We start from the raw sequence: 17,343 nt of genomic DNA, 5'->3' as shown, positions 1-17,343 counted from the left end.
GCCAGGTCGAGGGGTTGTAATCCCAGCCCGGCGGCACCGCAGCCTTTTGCAGCATGCCCGGCATGCTCATGCCGGGCATCATTGGTACTAGTGTGGAAAAGGCAATCACCAGCCCGCCGACCAGCAAGGCATTGCCGTAGCTCGCCGGGGAAGGAGTCCAGAACAGCAGCGGCGCGAACATCAACCACAATCCCATAACCGTGTTGGCCCATTGCGCCCAGCTGATCCGTTTGAGCGAGAGGATGGCGAACAACACGATCAACGCGCCGCTGACGACGTCGTTCCAGGTCATCAGCAGCGCGCGAGTGGCGACCTCGGGTAGATCACGCTCGGCTGCGAGGCGTGGCAGGTCGAGGTCGCCCGGCGCTACGTTCATGTAGCCGAAGATGAAGGGCGCACTCAGCACCCAAAAGCCGAGCAATACATTGACGAAGTGGCACCACAGCGTCGCGAGATGGCGTCGCTCCATCATCTGCATATGCGCATCCATACCCATATCGGACGACGTGGCGCCTTGGCGTAGATATTCCCCTTGATGCTCCATAGATCTAGTCCCCAGCACTGAAGTATTGGTTACGTTGCGGCAAGAGAAAAAGCGTTACGGTGTTGCGACCGCGTGCAGGTTTGGGTGAGCTCGGCCAGCGGATATCTAGGCCTTTTCTGCTAGCAAGTCAGCTGGCTTAGCTTCAACTGCACATGCTGGGATATAACGGTCAATCCGGCGAAGCGGCTCTGGCAACGAGATATGAGCTTTGCCAGAGCAGCAAGTCGCGAATGTTACGCAGCCATGCGCTCGCATTCTTCAGCGCACTTCATGCACGCTTTGGCACACTCTTGGCAGTGATCCACTTGATGTTTCGCGCATTCCTCTCCGCATGCACGGCAGATCTTGGCGCAAAGGGCACAAAATTCTTTAGCGTACTCACTTTCGCGACTCATCAGTGTGGCGGCCAACCTACAAATGTCCGCGCAGTCGCGGTCAAGCTCGATGCAGCGAGCCATCATTTTTACGTCATCCTCACGCAGGCAAGCAGAGGCGCACGTTTCGCACACTAGGGCACAGTTCGAACAAGCTTGGATACAGGAAGCGAACATTGAGTTTGTCATTGCGTTCTCCAGGGTTCGATAGTTGTATGTCGTTGGTGCCTACTAGCCGAATACACCTCATCAGCGTATTAGCAGGCACAAAAATACGACAGACTCCTGCCAAACCCGTTTCGATCAACTTCATTACAATGCTGTAAGGTGACCCACGGGCCGCAAGTCAGCCACCAGTTCCGGCAGGGCTTCGCAGCCCTGCCGGAACGATGACACTACCTCATCCTTCGATGGCCAGCGTTTCCTAGTAGAGGCTGTGTATTTCAAATGACTCGTTTGACGCTCAGGTACTCGCCCTTGGTCTTGAGCGTGATGGTTACGTCGCTGTTGCTACGGTTACGCCAGAACCAGCCGTGGGTGCCGTCGAAAATGGCAGTGAATTCGCCTTTGTCAGCTTTGACCTGCTTGGCCTTGCTGTAGCTGTGGTAATAGCCCTTGGGGCCGTTGTAGGGCTCGCCATGGGTGTCGTGATTGACCGGAACGCCATTGGTTGCCCACTCGTAGCTGACTGTGGCCTTGTTCAACATTTCCAGCTTGATTTCACTGGCCTCGCCCGGCTTCAGCGTGACAGTCACTTCATCGGACTTCAGGGCTGGCTGTGGCTCTGCTACCGGCTCAGCCACAGTTGCTGCCGCAACTTGTTCTTGAGGTGCCAGCTGAGTAGGCGCGGGGGCCTGTACGACCGGGGCCGCCGCTGGCTGAACAGCTGCATCCGCTGCCGCTTCTTCGGCCAGTATTTCCTTCATTTCGCCCATCTGGGTCAGGCCAAGTACGCGGCCGACGCCCGTTGGGTCGATGGCGTACTCCGACGGCATAACTACGGTGACCAGCAAGGCGGCGGCAACACCCACCGCGATCACAGTGGAGCGCAGCAGTTGGCGGCTGGTCGGCAATTCGCTTTGGGTCGGAAGCTTGGTATTGAACATGCTGAGAGTTCCTTATTAAGACACGATCAGGCCGGTGAGCTGGTAACCCATCAAGAGGAAACCGGCGCTCATCATGGCGACGTTGGCGGTGTAGGCATGGCGCCAGAAGCTGGCAGTACGCCGCCAATAGCCCATGACAATGAGGATGGCGCTCAAGGCCAGGAGCTGGCCGATCTCGACGCCGACGTTGAAGGCAATTAGGTTGGGGATCAGGCCGTCTGCCGCGATCTCGTACTCCTGAATCTTCGTCGCCAGCCCGAAGCCATGCAGCAAGCCGAAAATCAGCGTGGCCGCTTTGGTGTTCGGCTGATGGCCAAACCAGCGCTGGAACGCGCCCAGGTTATCCAGCGCCTTGTACACCACCGAGAAACCGATGATGGCGTCGATCACATAGGAGCTGATGCTGATTTCCGCCAATACGCCAAGCAGCAGCGTAACGGTATGGCCCACGGCGAACAGGGTAACGTAGAGCCCCACGTCCTTCAGGCGGTAGAGAAAGAAGATCACCCCGAACAGAAACAGTAGGTGATCGTAGCCGGTAATCATGTGCTTCGCGCCCATGTAGATGAACGGCAGCAACATTACCCCGGAGCTTTCCTGGATAAAGCCCTTGTCGCCCTGGGCGACAGCGTGGGCCAGTGCGTCGGGCATGCCGAGAAACAGCGATGCCGAGAGCAACAGCAACAGTAGTAACGAGCGATTCGGACGCACAGCAGATGCGCCCATTGCGCCCATAGATAGCGAATGCATGGTTGAGTCCTAAATTGCAGTGGTCTTGGGCCGCACGGCGGCCTATGTCAGAGCATGAATATTCGGCGTGGTGGCCGTTCGATCAAGAAGATTGGATTGGGAGGGATGGAGTAGCGAGGGGCTTCTATTGGCTGCGCACGCTCTGGCAGCGCACTGATACTGAGCAGCGTGTTCAGGTACGGTGTTTCGTGCACATGGTCAGCGGCCAGCAAGGAATGGTAGTGATCCGCACATGCCGCACAGGCGGAAACGCCATGACCATGAATGTGCGACTGAACGCTGTCCTTGCCGCTCCAGGCGGATTGGCTCGCTCCCATGAACAGTGCAGAGGTGTGTCCGGCCCAAGCCATCAGCATGACGAGGGCAAAAGCAAACATCATATGAACGCTGACGGGTTTAGTGCGCATGTGACGTCTCTTCGATGACAGATCGGCAGGCTTTCCTGGTGCGACGGCAGGTTTGCCCTATCCCCCCGGGAGGGATAGGATCGGAGCGTAAGTCATCGACGCATGAGACTCAAGGCATGAGCGATCACCAACACACCCATCAGCACCAAAGTCATAGCGATATCATCAAAAGGTTGAAGCGTGCCGAAGGACATCTACGCAGCATTGTCAGCATGATCGAAGCCGGCCGCCCCTGTGTGGACCTCGCCCAGCAGCTTCATGCGGTGGAAAAAGCGGTCTGCCAGGCCAAGCGCACGCTGATCCAAGACCACATAGACCATTGCCTAGAACACACGGTCGAAGCCCTCTCTACAGGCGAGCGCGCACCGCTAGAGGACTTCAAGCAAATCACCAAATACCTTTGAGGGCGATTCAAAGCAAAAGGCGCCAATAATAGCGTTCTGGGAGATGCAAGATGGCTTGGGTTATCAGCAAATACTTTCTGACAGCGATCGTGGTCGTCGTGGTGTCGGAGGTCGCGAAGCGTAGTGACAAGTTTGGTGGCCTGATTGCGGCGTTGCCTCTGATAACTGTACTGACGCTGATCTGGCTAAACGTTGAAAACCAGCCAGCAGAGAAGATCGCAAATCATGCCTGGTACACCTTCTGGTATGTGTTACCCACCCTTCCAGCGCTACTCGCATTTCCAATGCTTCTGCCCCGGTTCGGCTTTTGGCCAACTCTGATGATCTACATCGTTGCCACCGCGAGCTGTTTCGGCTTGCTTGCCTTATGCGTCCGTCGTTTCGGTATCGAACTGCTCTGATAAGGTCAGGTTTCTCGTACGGCGCACATCCAGCAGAGTGCACGCCCGACCTGCTGGCTGCCGCTCCGCCAGTTCGCATATCGAGATTCTGCTCATTTTCCACCTCTCAGTTTTCTTGCAGCAGGTGTATCACCATTCCGGCTAACCCATAGGCCGTCAGCACCTGGATGACGCCGCGCTTGAAGCGGAGCAAGGCCACCGCTGCCGCCACGGCAATTAGTGCCGAAGGCCAGTCAAAGCGACCACTAAAACCTTGCGGCCAGAGCACGTGGTAGCCGAAAAGCAACGCGAGATTGAGTGCAGTGAACTTCAGTTCGTTGTGGGTCGACCCAACACTGTCGTTGGGTCAACCTTGCGGGCTGTGCTCGACCTGTTCGCAATAGCGACGAAACTCGTCCGTCAGGTTAGGTGGGCACACGCCGCACTGGCGATTCCCAGGGACTGCGTGATCAATGAACTTGGGATACGGCAGGTTCAACCCCGCCATGATTTCCTTGAATCGCTCCAGGGATATCGCTTCGCCTAGCCGAGGGTTGCGTTGCTTTTCCTGCGCGATGTTCGTGACCCGACGGCTTTGATAGTCATGGCCGGGATAGACAAGGGTGTCATCCGGCAACGCGAAAAGCTTGGTCCTTACGCTGTGAAACAGATCATCAGCGCTGCCGTTTTGGAAGTCTGTCCTGCCGCAGCCGTCGATGAGCAAGGCATCACCGCTGAACAGGCGATCCCCGAGCAGATAGGCAAAGTGCCCATCGGTGTGTCCAGGTGTATGCAATGGTTTGAAGTGCAGGCTGCCGACCATGAAGGGGGCCCCTTCCTCGATTCCAACGTCCGTACATGGCAGCCGATCAATGGCTGGAGCAGCGATACGGCAGCCTGTTTTCTTCTTCAGCTCCAACGCGGCGGTAATGTGATCGGCATGTATATGAGTGTCCAACGTGAACGCCAGATTCAAGCCCAGTGCGGCCAGCTCGGTCAGGTCGCGGTCCGTTGCTGAAATGACCGGATCGATGAGGACGGCCTGCCCTGTGTCCTCGCACCCGAGCAAGTAGGTATAGGTGGAGGACACGGGCTCGAACAATTGGCGAAAGATCATGATGGCCTCGGCTAGTGGTGGGTTTGCAGCGGTGCCTGTTCCAGCGTATCGAGCAACGAAAATTTTTCCTGATCGATCTCGCCACGCGTGCGAACACCCAGGCGGCGCAGAATTGCCAGCGGTGGGCACCATCCCTGCAGGCCGTGTTGCAGAAGAAACGGCAGCACGACGCCAGGCAACAGGAACCACTTTCTATTCACCGTAAGTCCAAGCAGCAGGCCTGACAGCGCAAGTGAGGAGGCATTGACCTCAAGTACACGTTCGACGTCCCACTCACGGTCAAGGACATCGATGCGCTGAAGTATCGCGCTTCGCCCCATCCCGCTGAATCGACGAATGTTCTCGTCGGTTTGGCGATCGATTTCCTGGTTAACAGGTTGGGACGTTGAGCGGCGGACCCGGTCCGCCTGGTCATGGTTCGTACTGTTTTGCTGTATCGATGACATTTCGATCTCCTGATTCGCGCCGACGGGGTGGCGCTGCGGGGTGAAGAGCCAAAGCGATGCTGCACATTTTTAGGGGCTGTATTGGTCGCGGAGTTCCGGCCGGGCATCCGCTGTCTCTGCCTATACGTAATATTGAAATATATATAGATAAAGTATATTGTCAAATCTATATGACACACTGAAGAAAAAGACCTTCATGGCAGATCTCGATATCGAAACGCTTCGTCGCAGCGCCACGGATGCCTGTGGTTTATTGAAGGCGCTAGGGAACCCTGACCGTCTATTGTTGCTGTGCCAGCTGACCCAGGGTGAGTACTGCGTGGGTGATCTCGCTAGTGCGACGGGCGTTGAGCAACCGACCTTGTCTCAACAGCTCACGGTCCTGCGTCACAATGGCTTGGTCAGCACGCGACGCGTGGGCAAGCAAGTTCACTACAGCATCGCCAGCCATCAGGCGATGGAAGTCATGCAGGTGCTTTACAGGCTTTACTGCCAGCATCCCGAAATCGAGGATCCATCGAAATGACGATCGACTGGGCAAATTTCACACCGTGGTCCTCGCTCGCCGGAGGCGCGCTTATCGGCCTCGCTGCGACCCTGTTTATCCTGCTGAACGGGAGAATCGCGGGCATTAGCGGTGTGATTGGCGGGTTGCTGCGGCCAGCCAAAGGTGATGTGTTCTGGCGTGTTTCATTCATCGCCGGACTGGTCATCGCACCGGTGCTGTTTCAGGCGGCTTTCGAGCAACCAGACATTGAGATTAGTGCGAGCACCTTGACTCTGATTGCTGCCGGATTGTTGGTCGGCGTCGGCACACGGTACGGCTCCGGTTGCACGAGCGGGCATGGCGTATGTGGATTGTCGCGACGGTCGCCGCGCTCGCTGGTCGCGACGGCCGCGTTCATGGCCAGCGGCTTTCTGACCGTGTTCGTCATCCGTCACTTGCTGGGCTGAGGAGTTGCCATGAAATTGCTGAGCGCATTTGTAGCGGGGCTGGTTTTCGGCCTGGGCCTGCTCCTGTCAGGGATGGCCGACCCATCCAAGGTGATCGCGTTTCTCGATCTGGCCGGGGCGTGGGACCTCTCGCTCGCGTTCGTCATGGGCGGTGCGATCATAGTCGCCAGTATCGGGTTCTTCTTCGCGTCAAAACGATCCCGGGCGGTGCTGGGAGATGTCATGCGGATGCCTACCGCTACTCGGATAGATCGCCGTCTCGTGCTGGGTAGCCTGGTATTCGGAGCGGGTTGGGGGCTGGCCGGTTATTGTCCGGGGCCGGCAGTAGCGTCGCTCTTGAGCGGCCGGAGCGAGCCACTGATCTTTGTCATCGCGATGCTGGCGGGCATGACGCTGTACGAGCTGCAGACGCGCTTTTCGGGCAAGCCGCAGTGATCGGTTGCACTCTAATTCGCGAAGCCAAGGCGTGCGAAAGAGAACGGTGCCGATGATTATTGAAATGGGGCTCGGACTATCGGTCGGAGTCGTCTTGGCGCTGACCGGTGCCGGTGGCGGTATCCTCACCGTACCGCTGCTCATATTCGTGGTTGGCCTCGACCTGCCCCAGGCTGCGCCAATCGGCCTGATGGCGGTCGGCCTTGCCGCATGGGTCGGCGCGATGGTCGGACTACGGGACGGTATTGTCCGTTACAAGGCCGCGGCGCTGATGGCCTGCTCCGGTGTGCTGCTCGCCCCTGCCGGGGTATGGGTGGCCGGGCGGGTAGCGCACGATATGCTCGCCCTACTGTTTGCACTGGTGATGTTCTGGGTCGCGTTCAAAGCATTCAGACGTCCGCCGACCGATGATTCGGCCCCAAAAGCGGTTCCATGTCGGCTGAATCCGCAGACCGGCCGCTTTCATTGGACCTACCGCTGCGCGGCAATCGTCGCAGCATCCGGCACCTTGGCGGGTTTCCTCTCGGGATTACTGGGCGTAGGCGGTGGCTTTGTTCTGGTTCCCGCACTGAGCCGCTTCAGTGATCTCCCTATGCGCTCGATCACGGCAACGTCTTTGGCCGTCATAGGCCTCGTATCGGTCAGCGGCGTGTCGTCTTCGGCCTTAGCGGGGAACATCGACTGGGCGGTGGCCATACCCTTTTCGGTGGGTGCGGTTGCTGGCATGTTAATGGGTCTTCTGATCTCCGCCCGATTGCCCGGACCACTGCTGCAGAAAGGTTTCGGTCTGATTGCAATCATTGCTGCCACTGCCCTGGTAATCCAAAGTCTGGGCCAGTGAGGCACGGAGCGATAGTTGCTAGTTTTTTTCCCCTAGCGGGTGGAAACTCGTCGTCCTGCTCTGCCGGTAATAGCTGAGATGCAGAATGATAGAGCCGACCGCCACATAGCAGAATCAGAGCCGGCATTGAGGAAATGGTGCCCCCACGCCCGGGAGAGGAGACTCACGTCGAATCTCTGATTTGTACCCGATCGTTTCTTACCGCTATATCGGATCTGCTTGCTGCTACTGCTCTTTAGTACAAGCCCTGCCTTCGATCGGCGAACGCCACTGGAAGAATGTTCCGACGGCGAAACCACATCGCAAAGAACGCGATTATCAGCAACAGCTCAGCAAGATCACCGCCGTAATACATCCATTGTGCAGCCGCTTGGAGTTCGCTTAGATCCGCCATGGTGCCGCGTGGATAGCCGTAGCCGTACATAAGCTTACCTAGATTTGCGTGCGCTGCTGTCGCAAGAAATACCACCGTTAGCCTCATAGTCATACCGGCTCGGTGCGGAGCGGGGTCGGGGCCGGCGATTGACCACGTGAAAAGATAACCTGAGATCACAAAATGCAAGTGCAAGAGAACATAAACGAGCGGGTCCGTCATGCTTAAGACATACAGGGGCGTTAGGTAGAGAACATACATACCACCTATGTCGAGTAAGGCTGCCGTTATAGGGTGTATCAAGAAACGGATTGGACGCGTTGCGAGAAACGCCACAATACGGCGCGCGATAGTAACGGGAATATTTCGAAGCAAAAGCGTACCAGGGGCACCGAGAACTAGCGCGAGCGGACCGAACATACCGAGAAGCAAATGCTGGACCATATGACCGCTAAGATCGCGGTGAGCCCAATCAGAGAGGGGGGGGTGATAACGCGGCAATGATCAGCAGAATTCCGACAGCGAAGCTGGCGGTTCGCCAGCCGCTCCACGTTGTTCTTCTGAGCTCCTGGCCCGCAACGACCAAATAAATGATGAGTAAGACAGACGGTAGAACCACCAACAGCACAACGAGCGCGGCGGAGTCACCCATGCTGCCGTTATGCACTCCGTGATCCATCAGTCACCTATTTGCTGAGTTGCGCAGTGATATGGTGCCGTGCTCTGCGGAGAAGTACGAAACCGATCACAAGCAAAAGAACCCCAAAACCGTTCCATGCCAAGTCATACGGTAAAAGGTTATCGACGTAGCGGACTTGATGCAGGCCTAGCAGCTTATGATCAACGATTCCGTCAAAGAGCTGGAAGATATCCAGCCCCAAAAAAAAACCTGCCCAAGCATGGGTTCGCGCGAGTGAATGACGGGCACGCAGATCGGAAAACATGAAAAAACCTAGCACGAAAAAAATTAACTCTGCCGAATGCAGTAGACCGTCGGAAACCAAGCCAAGTGCTGGAGTAGATAGGTCGTAAAAGTGGTGCCAAGCCAATATTTGGTGGAACACAATCTCGTCTATCGCAGCCATAACACCAACACCGAGCAGTATCGTTGCCAGCATTGAGCGACGCGGGTCTAAGGTGGGCCTCGATTCGGAAGCAGCCATAGTCATCACCTATTATTTGGTTTGAGCAATCGCTCCTCATGATCCCGTGTTGTCACTTGTAAGCTGCGAACTCAAACTGCGCGCCCCCTCTATCTGGAAACCGGTTCCGATTGCGCCGGAGACTGACTTGCGGCTTGTTTATCAACAACACCGGGGATGGGCCGGGTTGGTCCTTCAAATTGGCCCTTGAGCGCATCAACACCGTCCTGGGGCTTGGCCAGTGGTACAAGATCCTGTCTGGCCTTACGACGTTCCTCAGTATTGATATCCATACGTTTGTCTCGGCTTTCCACCAATCCCTCTTTGGCCTCACCAATCCGATTTAACGACCACGCCAACTTCGGCTCTCCTAATGGCAGCGACTCACCTGGTTTGCCTTGGGTAGCGTCCCAGGTATGCCATGTTTTGCCGTAGGCTATTCATCTTGCTCTTCATCAGCGCGTGATCAGCCTGCTCCGGCAAACCGGGCGCAACCAACTGTCCGGACAAAATTTCGCCATTGTGCGGATGCCAGTACTGCTTTTCGGCGGCCGGCAACTGCTCAAACAGGCGCTCGGAGATGATGTACTCGATACCGTTGAGGTTAGCGTCTCGAGTATTGCCATCAAACAATGCGCATTGAGCAAGATCTTCATTGACTTGATTACAAAAATGGTGCGCTTCCATTTGGTGAGATGGGTCATCTTTCATGGGATGAAAGCCGACCAAATAGACGTTCATGGGATCCAGAGGCGAATCCGTTTGGAGCATCGCTGCTCCCGCCTCCAAAACATTGGTTTTGGTAGATTCTGCTCTTTCAGCGGGTTCAGTTGACGAGCTGACCGTGCCGAAACCGGTACAGCCCGAAACTACCGCCATGGTTGCGATACATAAAGCTTTCTTGTTCTGCTGAACTAAATATTTTCCGCAAGCGGGCAAACGCTGATAGGTTGTTTTCAGCGGAAAATTTTATGGCTGCATGCTTTTCATCCTCTTTTTTTGCTTGGTTTGTTATGCCACAGGCAAGTCTGCTGCTCTCCAAGCAGCCCATGAGCCAGGCACATTGACTACTTTTTTAAAACCGTTCTTTTTCAAGATGCTCGCTGCGATCGATGCTCGGTATCCAGAACCGCAATACGTTGCGATAGTTTTATCCCGGTCCAGGTTGCCAAGGGCTGTGTATATATGAGCGACGAACGCATGATGGGCATCGGGGATATGGCCTGCCTCGTATTCAGCAGGACTGCGCACATCAAGCAACATCACATCGGAATCGTTTCGTTTGCGATCGAGCTCATGGACTGACCATTCACCAATGGACTCTAGGGGTAGCGCCGCGTTCTGCCAGTCCGTCATGCCATTACGCAAATAGCCCTTAATATCGTCCAGGCCTATCCGGTAGAGCTGGGTGACAGCCTCATGAACATCGTCAGCCGACTCGCCTACCAGCAGGATCGGGCGAGTGTCATCGAGCATCCAGCCAGCCCAGTTCACGAATTCGTTACGCAACGCAATGTTGATCGCCCCGGGCACATGCCCGCCACCAAACGCGAGGATCGAGCGGAGGTCTATGACCTGCACGTCTTGCGCGGCAAGTGCCTCGAAGTCGGACGGCGCGAGGGGTGGCGGAATCGAAGGTCCTTCCATCTGTACGGCGGGACGCACGTTCAGTTTTTTCAGGCGCGCATAGTGACGGGGTGGCTCCGGCATGGCGGCCAGCAGCCAATCGATGAATTCCTCTTCGCTTCGCTGCTCGCGCAAGGCTGGGTTGAAGAGACGCTCGTTGCCGATCGTGGAGTGGCGTCGGTCGCCGATAGACTTGCCGCAGGCCGAGCCGGCGCCGTGGCAGGGGTAAATTTCCGTCCGGTCGCCAAGCGGCAGGTAATGATCGAACAAGGTGCGGTATAGCTCGCCAGCCAGCTTTCGTTCGCTGCCTTCGCCGAGCAGGTCGGGCCGCCCTACGTCCAGATTGAATAGGGTGTCGCCAGTAAATAGCGCGAATGGCTGGTTTCCCTGCTGGGCGTCAAACAGCTGCAGGGAAATGTGCTCAGGCGTATGTCCCGGCGAATGCATGACCTGCAGCCTCACCTGCCCGAGCTCTATCGTCTCTCCATCGCTGGCCTGACGAAGGTCGAACTGATAGCTATCCGAACGGTCACCGATGATCTGCGCCCCGGTGCGCTTCGCTAATGCTTGGGCACCTGAAACGAAGTCCGCATGGATATGTGTTTCGATGGCATAGGCGATTCGCAGGCCCCGCGCTTTCGCCATTTGCAGGTAGACGTCGATATCGCGACGGGGGTCAACGACCGCAGCCACGGCCGCTTTGCTGTCGCCAACCAGATAGGAAACTTGCGCCAGGCCGTCCGTATAAACAGGCTCGAAAACAAGCATCGTCACCTCCGATGATAGTTAACAGGATTGTTCAGTTAACTATTCGGACGGTGTGGATGGCCGGACGTTCAGGCTATCGACTTTTCATCTTCAGATTGATCGGTGAGTTGCAGGCTGACAACCAACTCGACGACGAGGCCATCCGCTTGCACGAAACGCAGATCGCAGCCACAGCGCTCAGCGATCGCCTTGACGATGGACAGGCCCAGCCCACTGCCTTCACCGTCGTCACTCCGCCAGAAGCGTTCTGTCAGGCGCTCGACCAGTTCCGGTGCGACGCCCGGTCCGTGGTCCTGCACGCTGAAGCGAACCCTGCTTTCGTCCAGCTGTGTGAGCGTCAAGTGAATGACAGTGCCATCACGGGTATGGCGGCGGGCGTTGTCGAGCAGGTTGCGCAATGCTGCGACTGCCAAAGCCGGCGGTATCGCCAGAGGACAGAGCGAAACGTCTTGCGCCCCGCACAGTTCGATGCGCGGCCCAGGCTGCTGACTGGCGTCAGCGATCGCCAGCCGCGCGACTTCGATGGCCGCGCAACGGAGGCCGTCATCAAAGGACACGCGACCTTCCACCCGTGCCAGCATGAGTAACTGCTCCAGGATCCGGTGCAGACGATCCGTGCCGATCTCGGCCTGGGCCAATGCCCGTTTCGCGGTGTCGCCCTCGGTCATGGCCGCCACCTGCAGGTGGGTCTTGATGGCGGTCAATGGGCTGCGCAGTTCATGGGCGGCGTCATCGGTCAGCCGACGTTCACGTTCGAGCATTTGCGCGATTCGGGCAAACAGCTGGTTCTGTGTTTCGACCAGGGGCGTCAGTTCTCGCGGCAACCGATCGATGTGCAACGGCTCCACTGAATCGGCGCTGCGTTGCGCCAGGGCCGTGCGGATTCGTCTGAGGGGCGCAAGCCCGTTGCCAATTCCGATCCACAACACGATCAGGCTGCCTAGCAACGCGACGAAAACCGGCAGCGCCGCAGCCAGAAGGACAGAACGCTGCAGCGTGGTGCGCTCGTCGAGGCGATCGGCGGTGGTGATGCGCATGCCGTTTTGGATGAAAGTAAAGCTACGCCAGGCGGTATCGCCAATCAGTTGGTTATGAAAGCCTGTGCGCTGGGCATCGAGAGCGCGATCGGGCGCTGCATGGCTACGCGCGAGGATCTCACCCCGTAAGGAGCTGACCTGGCACGCCAGCCCGTTCTCGATACCCAGCTGCTCTGCGCTCAGACGCCTAATGCCGCCTTCGCTCAGTTGCGGCTGTGGCAATTGCACGAGCAGACCCGCCACCATTCGGGCCGACGCGGCAAGGCGCTGATCGAAGGACTGCATCAATTGATTGCGAACGTCAAAGAGCATCCATGCAGCGGCGAGCGCCCAGAGCAACACGAAGGCGGAGCCAAGAGTGAGGGTCAGGCGAAGGCGCAAGCTCATTGGTCGGGTGCCCCGGTGGGGTCTGGCGCATGGCCGGCAGGCCCCAGGCGATAACCAAGCCCTCTGACGGTTTCGACGATGCCATTACCGAGCTTGCGCCTCAGATGGTGGATGTGGACATTCAGGGCGTTGCTTTCGACGTCATCAGCAAGACCGTAAATCGCGTCCTTGAGCTGCTCGGCCGATAGCACGTGGCTGGGGTTTTGTAGCAGCGCCTGCAGCAGTGCCTGTTCGCGGCGCGACAGGTCGACGGGTTCGCCTGCCATGAACGCCGTGCAGGCGGCTGGGTTGTAGCTCAGCGGACCGTGCTCGATAACTTGCGTTGCCCGGCCGGCAGCACGGCGCAGCAGGGCATGCAGGCGGGCGGCGAGTTCACGCAGGTCGAAGGGTTTGACGAGGTAGTCGTCAGCGCCTGCCTGAAGCCCGGAGACACGCTCGGCCACTGCATCCCGGGCGGTCAGAATGAGTACTGGCAGCTCGAGGCCCCGACGGCGCAGGCGCTGGAGAAAGCGCAGCCCGTCTTCGTCTGGCAAGCCCAGATCGAGAATCATCAGGTCAAACCTGGCGGTGCGCAGCAGCGAGTCGGCCCGTCCGGCCGTAGCGGCATGGGCCACGCTGAAGCCCTGGGCTTCGAGCCCAGCGACGATGCCACTGGCGATGAGTGCGTTGTCTTCTGTCAGCAGTACGTACATGGGTGGGATCGCTAGATATACAGCGGTCAGTATGATCCGCCTGGATTAACGGCGCGTTAGCAGATGGTACGCCGAGCTGATCATGCCTAAACGCTTCACCGCCTTACTAATTGTGTCCGGACACGCCTTGTTAATCGCCTCTTAATCCCGAACCGCCAAGCTCGCCTCCGAATCGGGTAATCGGATGTGGTGCATGCGAGCGATCATTATCTTTTTGGCCTGTTGCCTCTGGGTCATGCAACTGGCGAACGCTTCGCCGTTCACGCTTGATCCAAAGCAGGAGGACTTCCTGCCTGTGGACCAGGCATTCACGCTGCATATCGAAAGGCCCGACGCTGGCGGCACCGTGCTTCGATGGGACATTGCCCCCGGCTATTACCTGTACAAGGAGCGGCTGAGATTCGTAGGGCTGCCATCGGCGAGCGAGCCCGTGTTACCGCCGGGCGAGCCTTACCATGACGAGTATTTTGGTGACTCGCGAATCTATCGCGACAGTCTGGAAGTTGAGATCCCAGATGGAGATGTTTCGACGCTCGAACTCGGCTGGCAAGGCTGTGCCGATGCCGGGCTGTGCTATCCACCGCAAACTCGCACGGTAGAACTGACAGGTAGCAGCTCTCCTCCGCCCGCGCCTGTTCAGGCTGACGATCAAGCCTTGGTGAGTGGTTTGCAGCAGCAGTCGCTCGGCTGGAGCCTGCTGATCTTCTTCGGACTGGGCCTGCTGCTTGCCTTTGCACCCTGTTCGCTGCCGATGTTGCCAATTCTGGCGGGCATTGTGGTGGGCAGCCAGGCCGGTCCTCGCCGCGGCATGGCGTTGGCTGGATCCTATGTCGTCAGCATGGCGTTGGTCTATGCCGCCCTTGGTGTGGTGGCGGCGCTGCTTGGCGCGAATCTGCAGGGATGGCTGATGCAGCCTTGGCTGATCGCGAGCTTCGCTGGGCTTTTCGTGCTGCTGTCCTTGCCCATGTTCGGATTCTTCGAGCTGCAACTGCCGGCGGGCCTGCGCGATCGGCTGGAACAGGCCGGACGCAAGCGTAAGGGGGGCAGCCTCGCGGGGGCCAGTGCGTTGGGCGTTCTGTCCGGGCTGCTTGTAGGACCTTGCATGACCGCACCACTGGCCGCGGCGCTGCTGTACATCGCGCAAAGCGGTAACGCCGTGAACGGTGGCCTCGTACTGTTTGCGCTGGGATTAGGGATCGGTACGCCGCTGGTGTTGCTGGTGACAGCGGGCAATCGCTTCCTGCCCAAGCCTGGGCCATGGATGGACCGCGTCAAGGTTTCGTTCGGTTTCCTGTTTCTGGTCGCGGCCCTTTATGTACTCCGTCCGCTGTTGTCTGACTCCTTGTGGGTGGGGCTGTGGGGTGCGCTGCTGGTGGTGGGCGCCAGTGGATTGCTGCAACTGTCGCGTCAATTGGTGCGGCATCAGGCGTTCAGCCGGTCAGTCGCGGCGCTAGCCGGGGTATGGGGCGTAGCGCTGCTGCTGGGGGCGGCAGGCGGCGCGCAGGATGTCATGCGACCGCTCGGTGTGTTCACAGGCGGCGTTGCGTCCGTTCAAGGTATAGAGCCTGCACACGGATTTGTCGGTTTCAGCGAGCCGGCTGTTCTCGATCGTGAACTGGCTGCCGCCAAAGCCGCCGGCCAGTGGGTATTGGTGGACTATTACGCGGACTGGTGCGTGTCCTGCAAGGTCATGGAAAAGGAAGTGTTTGGCGACGCGCAGGTGCAAGCCGCGCTTACCGGCGTGCGGATTCTTCGCCCGGATGTGACGCAAACCAATTCCGCCAGCCGTGAGTTGCTGAGCCGCTATCAGGTCATGGGGCCGCCGACGCTGCTCTTTATCGGCCCGGATGGGATCGAGCGGCGCCCGCAGCGCATCACCGGCGAGGTCGACGCGATCCAATTTCTAAGCAGATGGAACGAAACAATGGAGCGAGGCTGATGCTTACGATCAACGTGGGGCCCTTGGCACTCGCCGTTCCGCATGTGCTGATGGTGGTGAGCCTGTTTCTGGCGATGCTCACCGGCTGGTGGGTCGGGCGGCGCAGCGAGCGGAATCCGGAGCAGCAGCTGTTCAGGCTACTGCTGGTGGCGCTAGTGGTCGCCCGGCTGGCCTTCGTACTGATGTATGTCGAGCATTTCAGAGAAGAGCCCTGGCGCGTGATCGACATACGTGACGGCGGCTTTATTGCCTGGCCGGGCCTGCTGGTGGCCGTACTGCTGGGCACTTGGCTCGCTTGGCGCGATGGCGGGCTACGCAGACCACTTGGCGCTGCGGTGATGGTAGGTATGCTCAGTTGGGGATTTGGGATATTCGCATTGCATGCCTTCGAGCAGGGCACGCGACTGCCCGAGATGGGGTTGCGGGACTCCCATGGCGAGCCGACCGCCTTGCAGGATTACGTCGGCAAGCCGCTTGTGGTCAACCTGTGGGCCACCTGGTGCCCTCCCTGCAGGCGGGAAATGCCGGTCCTTGCGAAGGCGCAGCAAGACAACACGGAGGTGAATTTCCTGTTCGTCAACCAGGGTGAGGGCGAGCGATTGATCGCCGACTTCCTTGAAGCCGAAGGGCTCAGCTTGGAAAACGTCCTGCTCGACACCGGCGGTCGCCTCGGCCAGCACGTAGGTTCTGCAGCACTGCCCACCACGCTTTTCTATGACGCCGAGGGACGCCAGGTTGGCAGTCATCTCGGTGAGCTTTCTCATGCCAGTCTGGCGCGCGCTCTTGAGCAACTTGAGGTAAAAAACCAGCCATGAAATCCGTACGATCACTTTCCTTTTTCATTTCTACGCTGGCCTTGCTACCGGCGCCCCTGGTGCTGGCAGAGGCTCTACCTCCTGCGGTTCAGGCCATTGAAGCGCGTGGGGCCAAAGTAGTCGGCAGCTTCGACGCACCGGGCGGATTGACGGGCTATGCGGCGCGTTATAACGGACAGGGCATCGCGCTGTACCTGACACCGGACGGCGATCATGTCTTGATCGGCAGCCTGCTGGATGCTAACGGGGAAGACCTGACCAAGGCCCCACTTGAAAAACTAGTGTACGAGCCGATGAGCAACGAGATGTGGCAGCGACTGGAAAGCAGCACCTGGATTGCTGACGGCGCGGCAGACGCACCGCGAACCATCTACATGTTTTCCGACCCGAACTGCCCGTTCTGCAACATGTTCTGGAAACAGGCGCGGCCCTGGATTGAAGCCGGCGACGTTCAGCTTCGTCACGTCATGGTTGGCATGCTGCGTCCGGATAGTGCCGGTAAAGCCGCCGCATTGCTGGCGGCAAAGGATCCCGAAGAGGCCCTCAATGCACACGAAGCAGCGGGCAAGGCGAGCAAGCTCAAACCGATCGAGCGCATATCGCCAACGGTGAATGAGCAGCTAGAGGCGAACCTCACCCTGATGGGTGAAATGGGCGCCTCGGCTACGCCAGCGATTTATTACCTGGACGATGACGGACGGCTGCAGCAACATCAGGGCGCGCCTCGGCCCGATGCGTTGAATGGCATCATGGGGCCGTTGTCAAAGCGCTAGATCGGCAAAGGTCCGCCAGCACCGATGCTGCTT

Annotated in this window: 22 protein-coding genes and 3 pseudogenes; 9 read left to right on the top strand and 16 right to left on the bottom strand. The window is 58.3% G+C overall.

Annotated features, from left to right (window positions below):
- From H3028_RS20065 to H3028_RS20045, 5 genes and pseudogenes are all read right to left on the bottom strand, one after another.
- Nucleotides 1–544: pseudogene (locus H3028_RS20065) on the bottom strand (dTDP-glucose 4,6-dehydratase); the annotation flags it as partial.
- A gap of 233 nt (nucleotides 545–777) precedes the next feature.
- Nucleotides 778–1,107 (bottom strand): four-helix bundle copper-binding protein, encoded by a 330-nt coding sequence (locus tag H3028_RS20060; protein WP_100550038.1) that lies wholly within the window; start codon nucleotides 1,105–1,107, stop codon nucleotides 778–780.
- 254 nt (nucleotides 1,108–1,361) lie between these two features.
- Nucleotides 1,362–2,024 carry a transmembrane anchor protein gene (locus tag H3028_RS20055; protein WP_181298968.1) on the bottom strand — a complete coding sequence of 221 codons (663 nt, stop codon included), beginning with the start codon at nucleotides 2,022–2,024 and terminating at the stop codon, nucleotides 1,362–1,364.
- 15 nt (nucleotides 2,025–2,039) lie between these two features.
- Nucleotides 2,040–2,774 (bottom strand): HupE/UreJ family protein, encoded by a 735-nt coding sequence (locus tag H3028_RS20050; RefSeq protein WP_181298967.1) that lies wholly within the window; start codon nucleotides 2,772–2,774, stop codon nucleotides 2,040–2,042.
- Between the two features lie 47 nt (nucleotides 2,775–2,821).
- Nucleotides 2,822–3,181, bottom strand: coding sequence for a hypothetical protein (locus tag H3028_RS20045; protein WP_181298966.1), 360 nt, complete (start codon nucleotides 3,179–3,181; stop codon nucleotides 2,822–2,824).
- A 116-nt stretch (nucleotides 3,182–3,297) separates the two neighbouring features.
- On the opposite strand from H3028_RS20045, the gene H3028_RS20040 reads away from it, so the two are divergent.
- Nucleotides 3,298–3,585, top strand: coding sequence for a metal-sensing transcriptional repressor (locus H3028_RS20040; protein WP_181298965.1), 288 nt, complete (start codon nucleotides 3,298–3,300; stop codon nucleotides 3,583–3,585).
- A gap of 50 nt (nucleotides 3,586–3,635) precedes the next feature.
- Nucleotides 3,636–3,986: a DUF3147 family protein gene (locus H3028_RS20035; RefSeq protein ID WP_181298964.1), complete on the top strand. Its 351-nt coding sequence runs from the start codon at nucleotides 3,636–3,638 to the stop codon at nucleotides 3,984–3,986.
- Nucleotides 3,987–4,092: 106 nt separating this feature from the next.
- Here the strand turns inward: H3028_RS20035 and H3028_RS21385 are convergent.
- From H3028_RS21385 to H3028_RS20025, 3 genes and pseudogenes are all read right to left on the bottom strand, one after another.
- Nucleotides 4,093–4,320, bottom strand: a pseudogene (locus H3028_RS21385) (chromate transporter); the annotation flags it as partial.
- A gap of 12 nt (nucleotides 4,321–4,332) precedes the next feature.
- The gene (locus tag H3028_RS20030) at nucleotides 4,333–5,082 is read right to left on the bottom strand and encodes an MBL fold metallo-hydrolase (RefSeq protein ID WP_181298963.1); all 750 of its coding nucleotides are present in this window, start codon (nucleotides 5,080–5,082) and stop codon (nucleotides 4,333–4,335) included.
- An 11-nt stretch (nucleotides 5,083–5,093) separates the two neighbouring features.
- Nucleotides 5,094–5,528, bottom strand: coding sequence for a hypothetical protein (locus tag H3028_RS20025; RefSeq protein WP_181298962.1), 435 nt, complete (start codon nucleotides 5,526–5,528; stop codon nucleotides 5,094–5,096).
- 196 nt (nucleotides 5,529–5,724) lie between these two features.
- On the opposite strand from H3028_RS20025, the gene H3028_RS20020 reads away from it, so the two are divergent.
- Genes H3028_RS20020 through H3028_RS20005 form a run of 4 tightly spaced genes read left to right on the top strand, consistent with a single transcriptional unit; the run spans nucleotide 5,725 to nucleotide 7,758 of the window.
- Entirely contained in the window at nucleotides 5,725–6,054 is a 330-nt protein-coding gene (locus H3028_RS20020) for a helix-turn-helix transcriptional regulator (RefSeq protein ID WP_168422371.1), read from the top strand.
- Nucleotides 6,051–6,482, top strand: a complete 432-nt coding sequence (locus H3028_RS20015) for a YeeE/YedE family protein (protein WP_042923465.1) — start codon at nucleotides 6,051–6,053, stop codon at nucleotides 6,480–6,482. The genes H3028_RS20020 and H3028_RS20015 overlap by 4 nt, the downstream gene beginning before the upstream one ends.
- Nucleotides 6,483–6,491: 9 nt before the next feature.
- A complete protein-coding gene (locus H3028_RS20010; protein ID WP_181298961.1) occupies nucleotides 6,492–6,917 on the top strand; it encodes a YeeE/YedE family protein in 426 nt (141 codons plus the stop codon).
- 52 nt (nucleotides 6,918–6,969) lie between these two features.
- Nucleotides 6,970–7,758, top strand: a complete 789-nt coding sequence (locus H3028_RS20005) for a sulfite exporter TauE/SafE family protein (protein WP_181298960.1) — start codon at nucleotides 6,970–6,972, stop codon at nucleotides 7,756–7,758.
- A 235-nt stretch (nucleotides 7,759–7,993) separates the two neighbouring features.
- Here the strand turns inward: H3028_RS20005 and H3028_RS20000 are convergent, their stop codons facing one another.
- The 8 genes and pseudogenes from H3028_RS20000 to H3028_RS19975 form a co-directional block, all read right to left on the bottom strand.
- Nucleotides 7,994–8,575 carry a cytochrome c oxidase assembly protein gene (locus H3028_RS20000; RefSeq protein ID WP_258237860.1) on the bottom strand — a complete coding sequence of 194 codons (582 nt, stop codon included), beginning with the start codon at nucleotides 8,573–8,575 and terminating at the stop codon, nucleotides 7,994–7,996.
- 242 nt (nucleotides 8,576–8,817) lie between these two features.
- Nucleotides 8,818–9,294: a DUF2243 domain-containing protein gene (locus H3028_RS19995; protein WP_219920301.1), complete on the bottom strand. Its 477-nt coding sequence runs from the start codon at nucleotides 9,292–9,294 to the stop codon at nucleotides 8,818–8,820.
- Between the two features lie 89 nt (nucleotides 9,295–9,383).
- Nucleotides 9,384–9,566 (bottom strand): hypothetical protein, encoded by a 183-nt coding sequence (locus H3028_RS21380; RefSeq protein WP_258237859.1) that lies wholly within the window; start codon nucleotides 9,564–9,566, stop codon nucleotides 9,384–9,386.
- 15 nt (nucleotides 9,567–9,581) lie between these two features.
- Nucleotides 9,582–9,653, bottom strand: a pseudogene (locus tag H3028_RS21680) (hypothetical protein); the annotation flags it as partial.
- A gap of 4 nt (nucleotides 9,654–9,657) precedes the next feature.
- Nucleotides 9,658–10,152: a DUF1264 domain-containing protein gene (locus H3028_RS21110; RefSeq protein WP_219920299.1), complete on the bottom strand. Its 495-nt coding sequence runs from the start codon at nucleotides 10,150–10,152 to the stop codon at nucleotides 9,658–9,660.
- Between the two features lie 132 nt (nucleotides 10,153–10,284).
- Complete coding sequence (locus H3028_RS19985; RefSeq protein ID WP_181298959.1) at nucleotides 10,285–11,667, bottom strand: rhodanese-like domain-containing protein; 1,383 nt, start codon at nucleotides 11,665–11,667, stop codon at nucleotides 10,285–10,287.
- A 68-nt stretch (nucleotides 11,668–11,735) separates the two neighbouring features.
- Nucleotides 11,736–13,091 (bottom strand): sensor histidine kinase, encoded by a 1,356-nt coding sequence (locus H3028_RS19980; protein ID WP_181298958.1) that lies wholly within the window; start codon nucleotides 13,089–13,091, stop codon nucleotides 11,736–11,738.
- On the bottom strand, nucleotides 13,088–13,783 hold the full coding sequence (locus tag H3028_RS19975; RefSeq protein ID WP_168422375.1) for a response regulator transcription factor: 696 nt from the start codon (nucleotides 13,781–13,783) through the stop codon (nucleotides 13,088–13,090). The genes H3028_RS19980 and H3028_RS19975 overlap by 4 nt, the downstream gene beginning before the upstream one ends.
- Nucleotides 13,784–13,976: 193 nt before the next feature.
- Here H3028_RS19975 and dsbD point away from each other — a divergent pair, with 193 nt between their 5' ends.
- Genes dsbD through dsbG form a run of 3 tightly spaced genes read left to right on the top strand, consistent with a single transcriptional unit; the run spans nucleotide 13,977 to nucleotide 17,310 of the window.
- On the top strand, nucleotides 13,977–15,722 hold the full coding sequence (gene dsbD, locus H3028_RS19970; RefSeq protein WP_168422376.1) for a protein-disulfide reductase DsbD: 1,746 nt from the start codon (nucleotides 13,977–13,979) through the stop codon (nucleotides 15,720–15,722).
- A complete protein-coding gene (locus tag H3028_RS19965) occupies nucleotides 15,722–16,537 on the top strand; it encodes a TlpA disulfide reductase family protein (protein WP_181298957.1) in 816 nt (271 codons plus the stop codon). The genes dsbD and H3028_RS19965 overlap by 1 nt, the downstream gene beginning before the upstream one ends.
- Nucleotides 16,534–17,310, top strand: a complete 777-nt coding sequence (dsbG, locus tag H3028_RS19960) for a thiol:disulfide interchange protein DsbG (protein ID WP_181298956.1) — start codon at nucleotides 16,534–16,536, stop codon at nucleotides 17,308–17,310. The genes H3028_RS19965 and dsbG overlap by 4 nt, the downstream gene beginning before the upstream one ends.
- The last annotated feature ends 33 nt before the right edge of the window (nucleotides 17,311–17,343 follow it).

Origin of the sequence: Pseudomonas sp. Q2-TVG4-2, from assembly GCF_013620795.1 — a bacterium.
Classification (GTDB): Bacteria; Pseudomonadota; Gammaproteobacteria; order Pseudomonadales; family Pseudomonadaceae; genus Stutzerimonas.
Note: the sequence above shows the minus strand (reverse complement) of the source record. Positions and strands in the feature narration are given on the sequence as shown.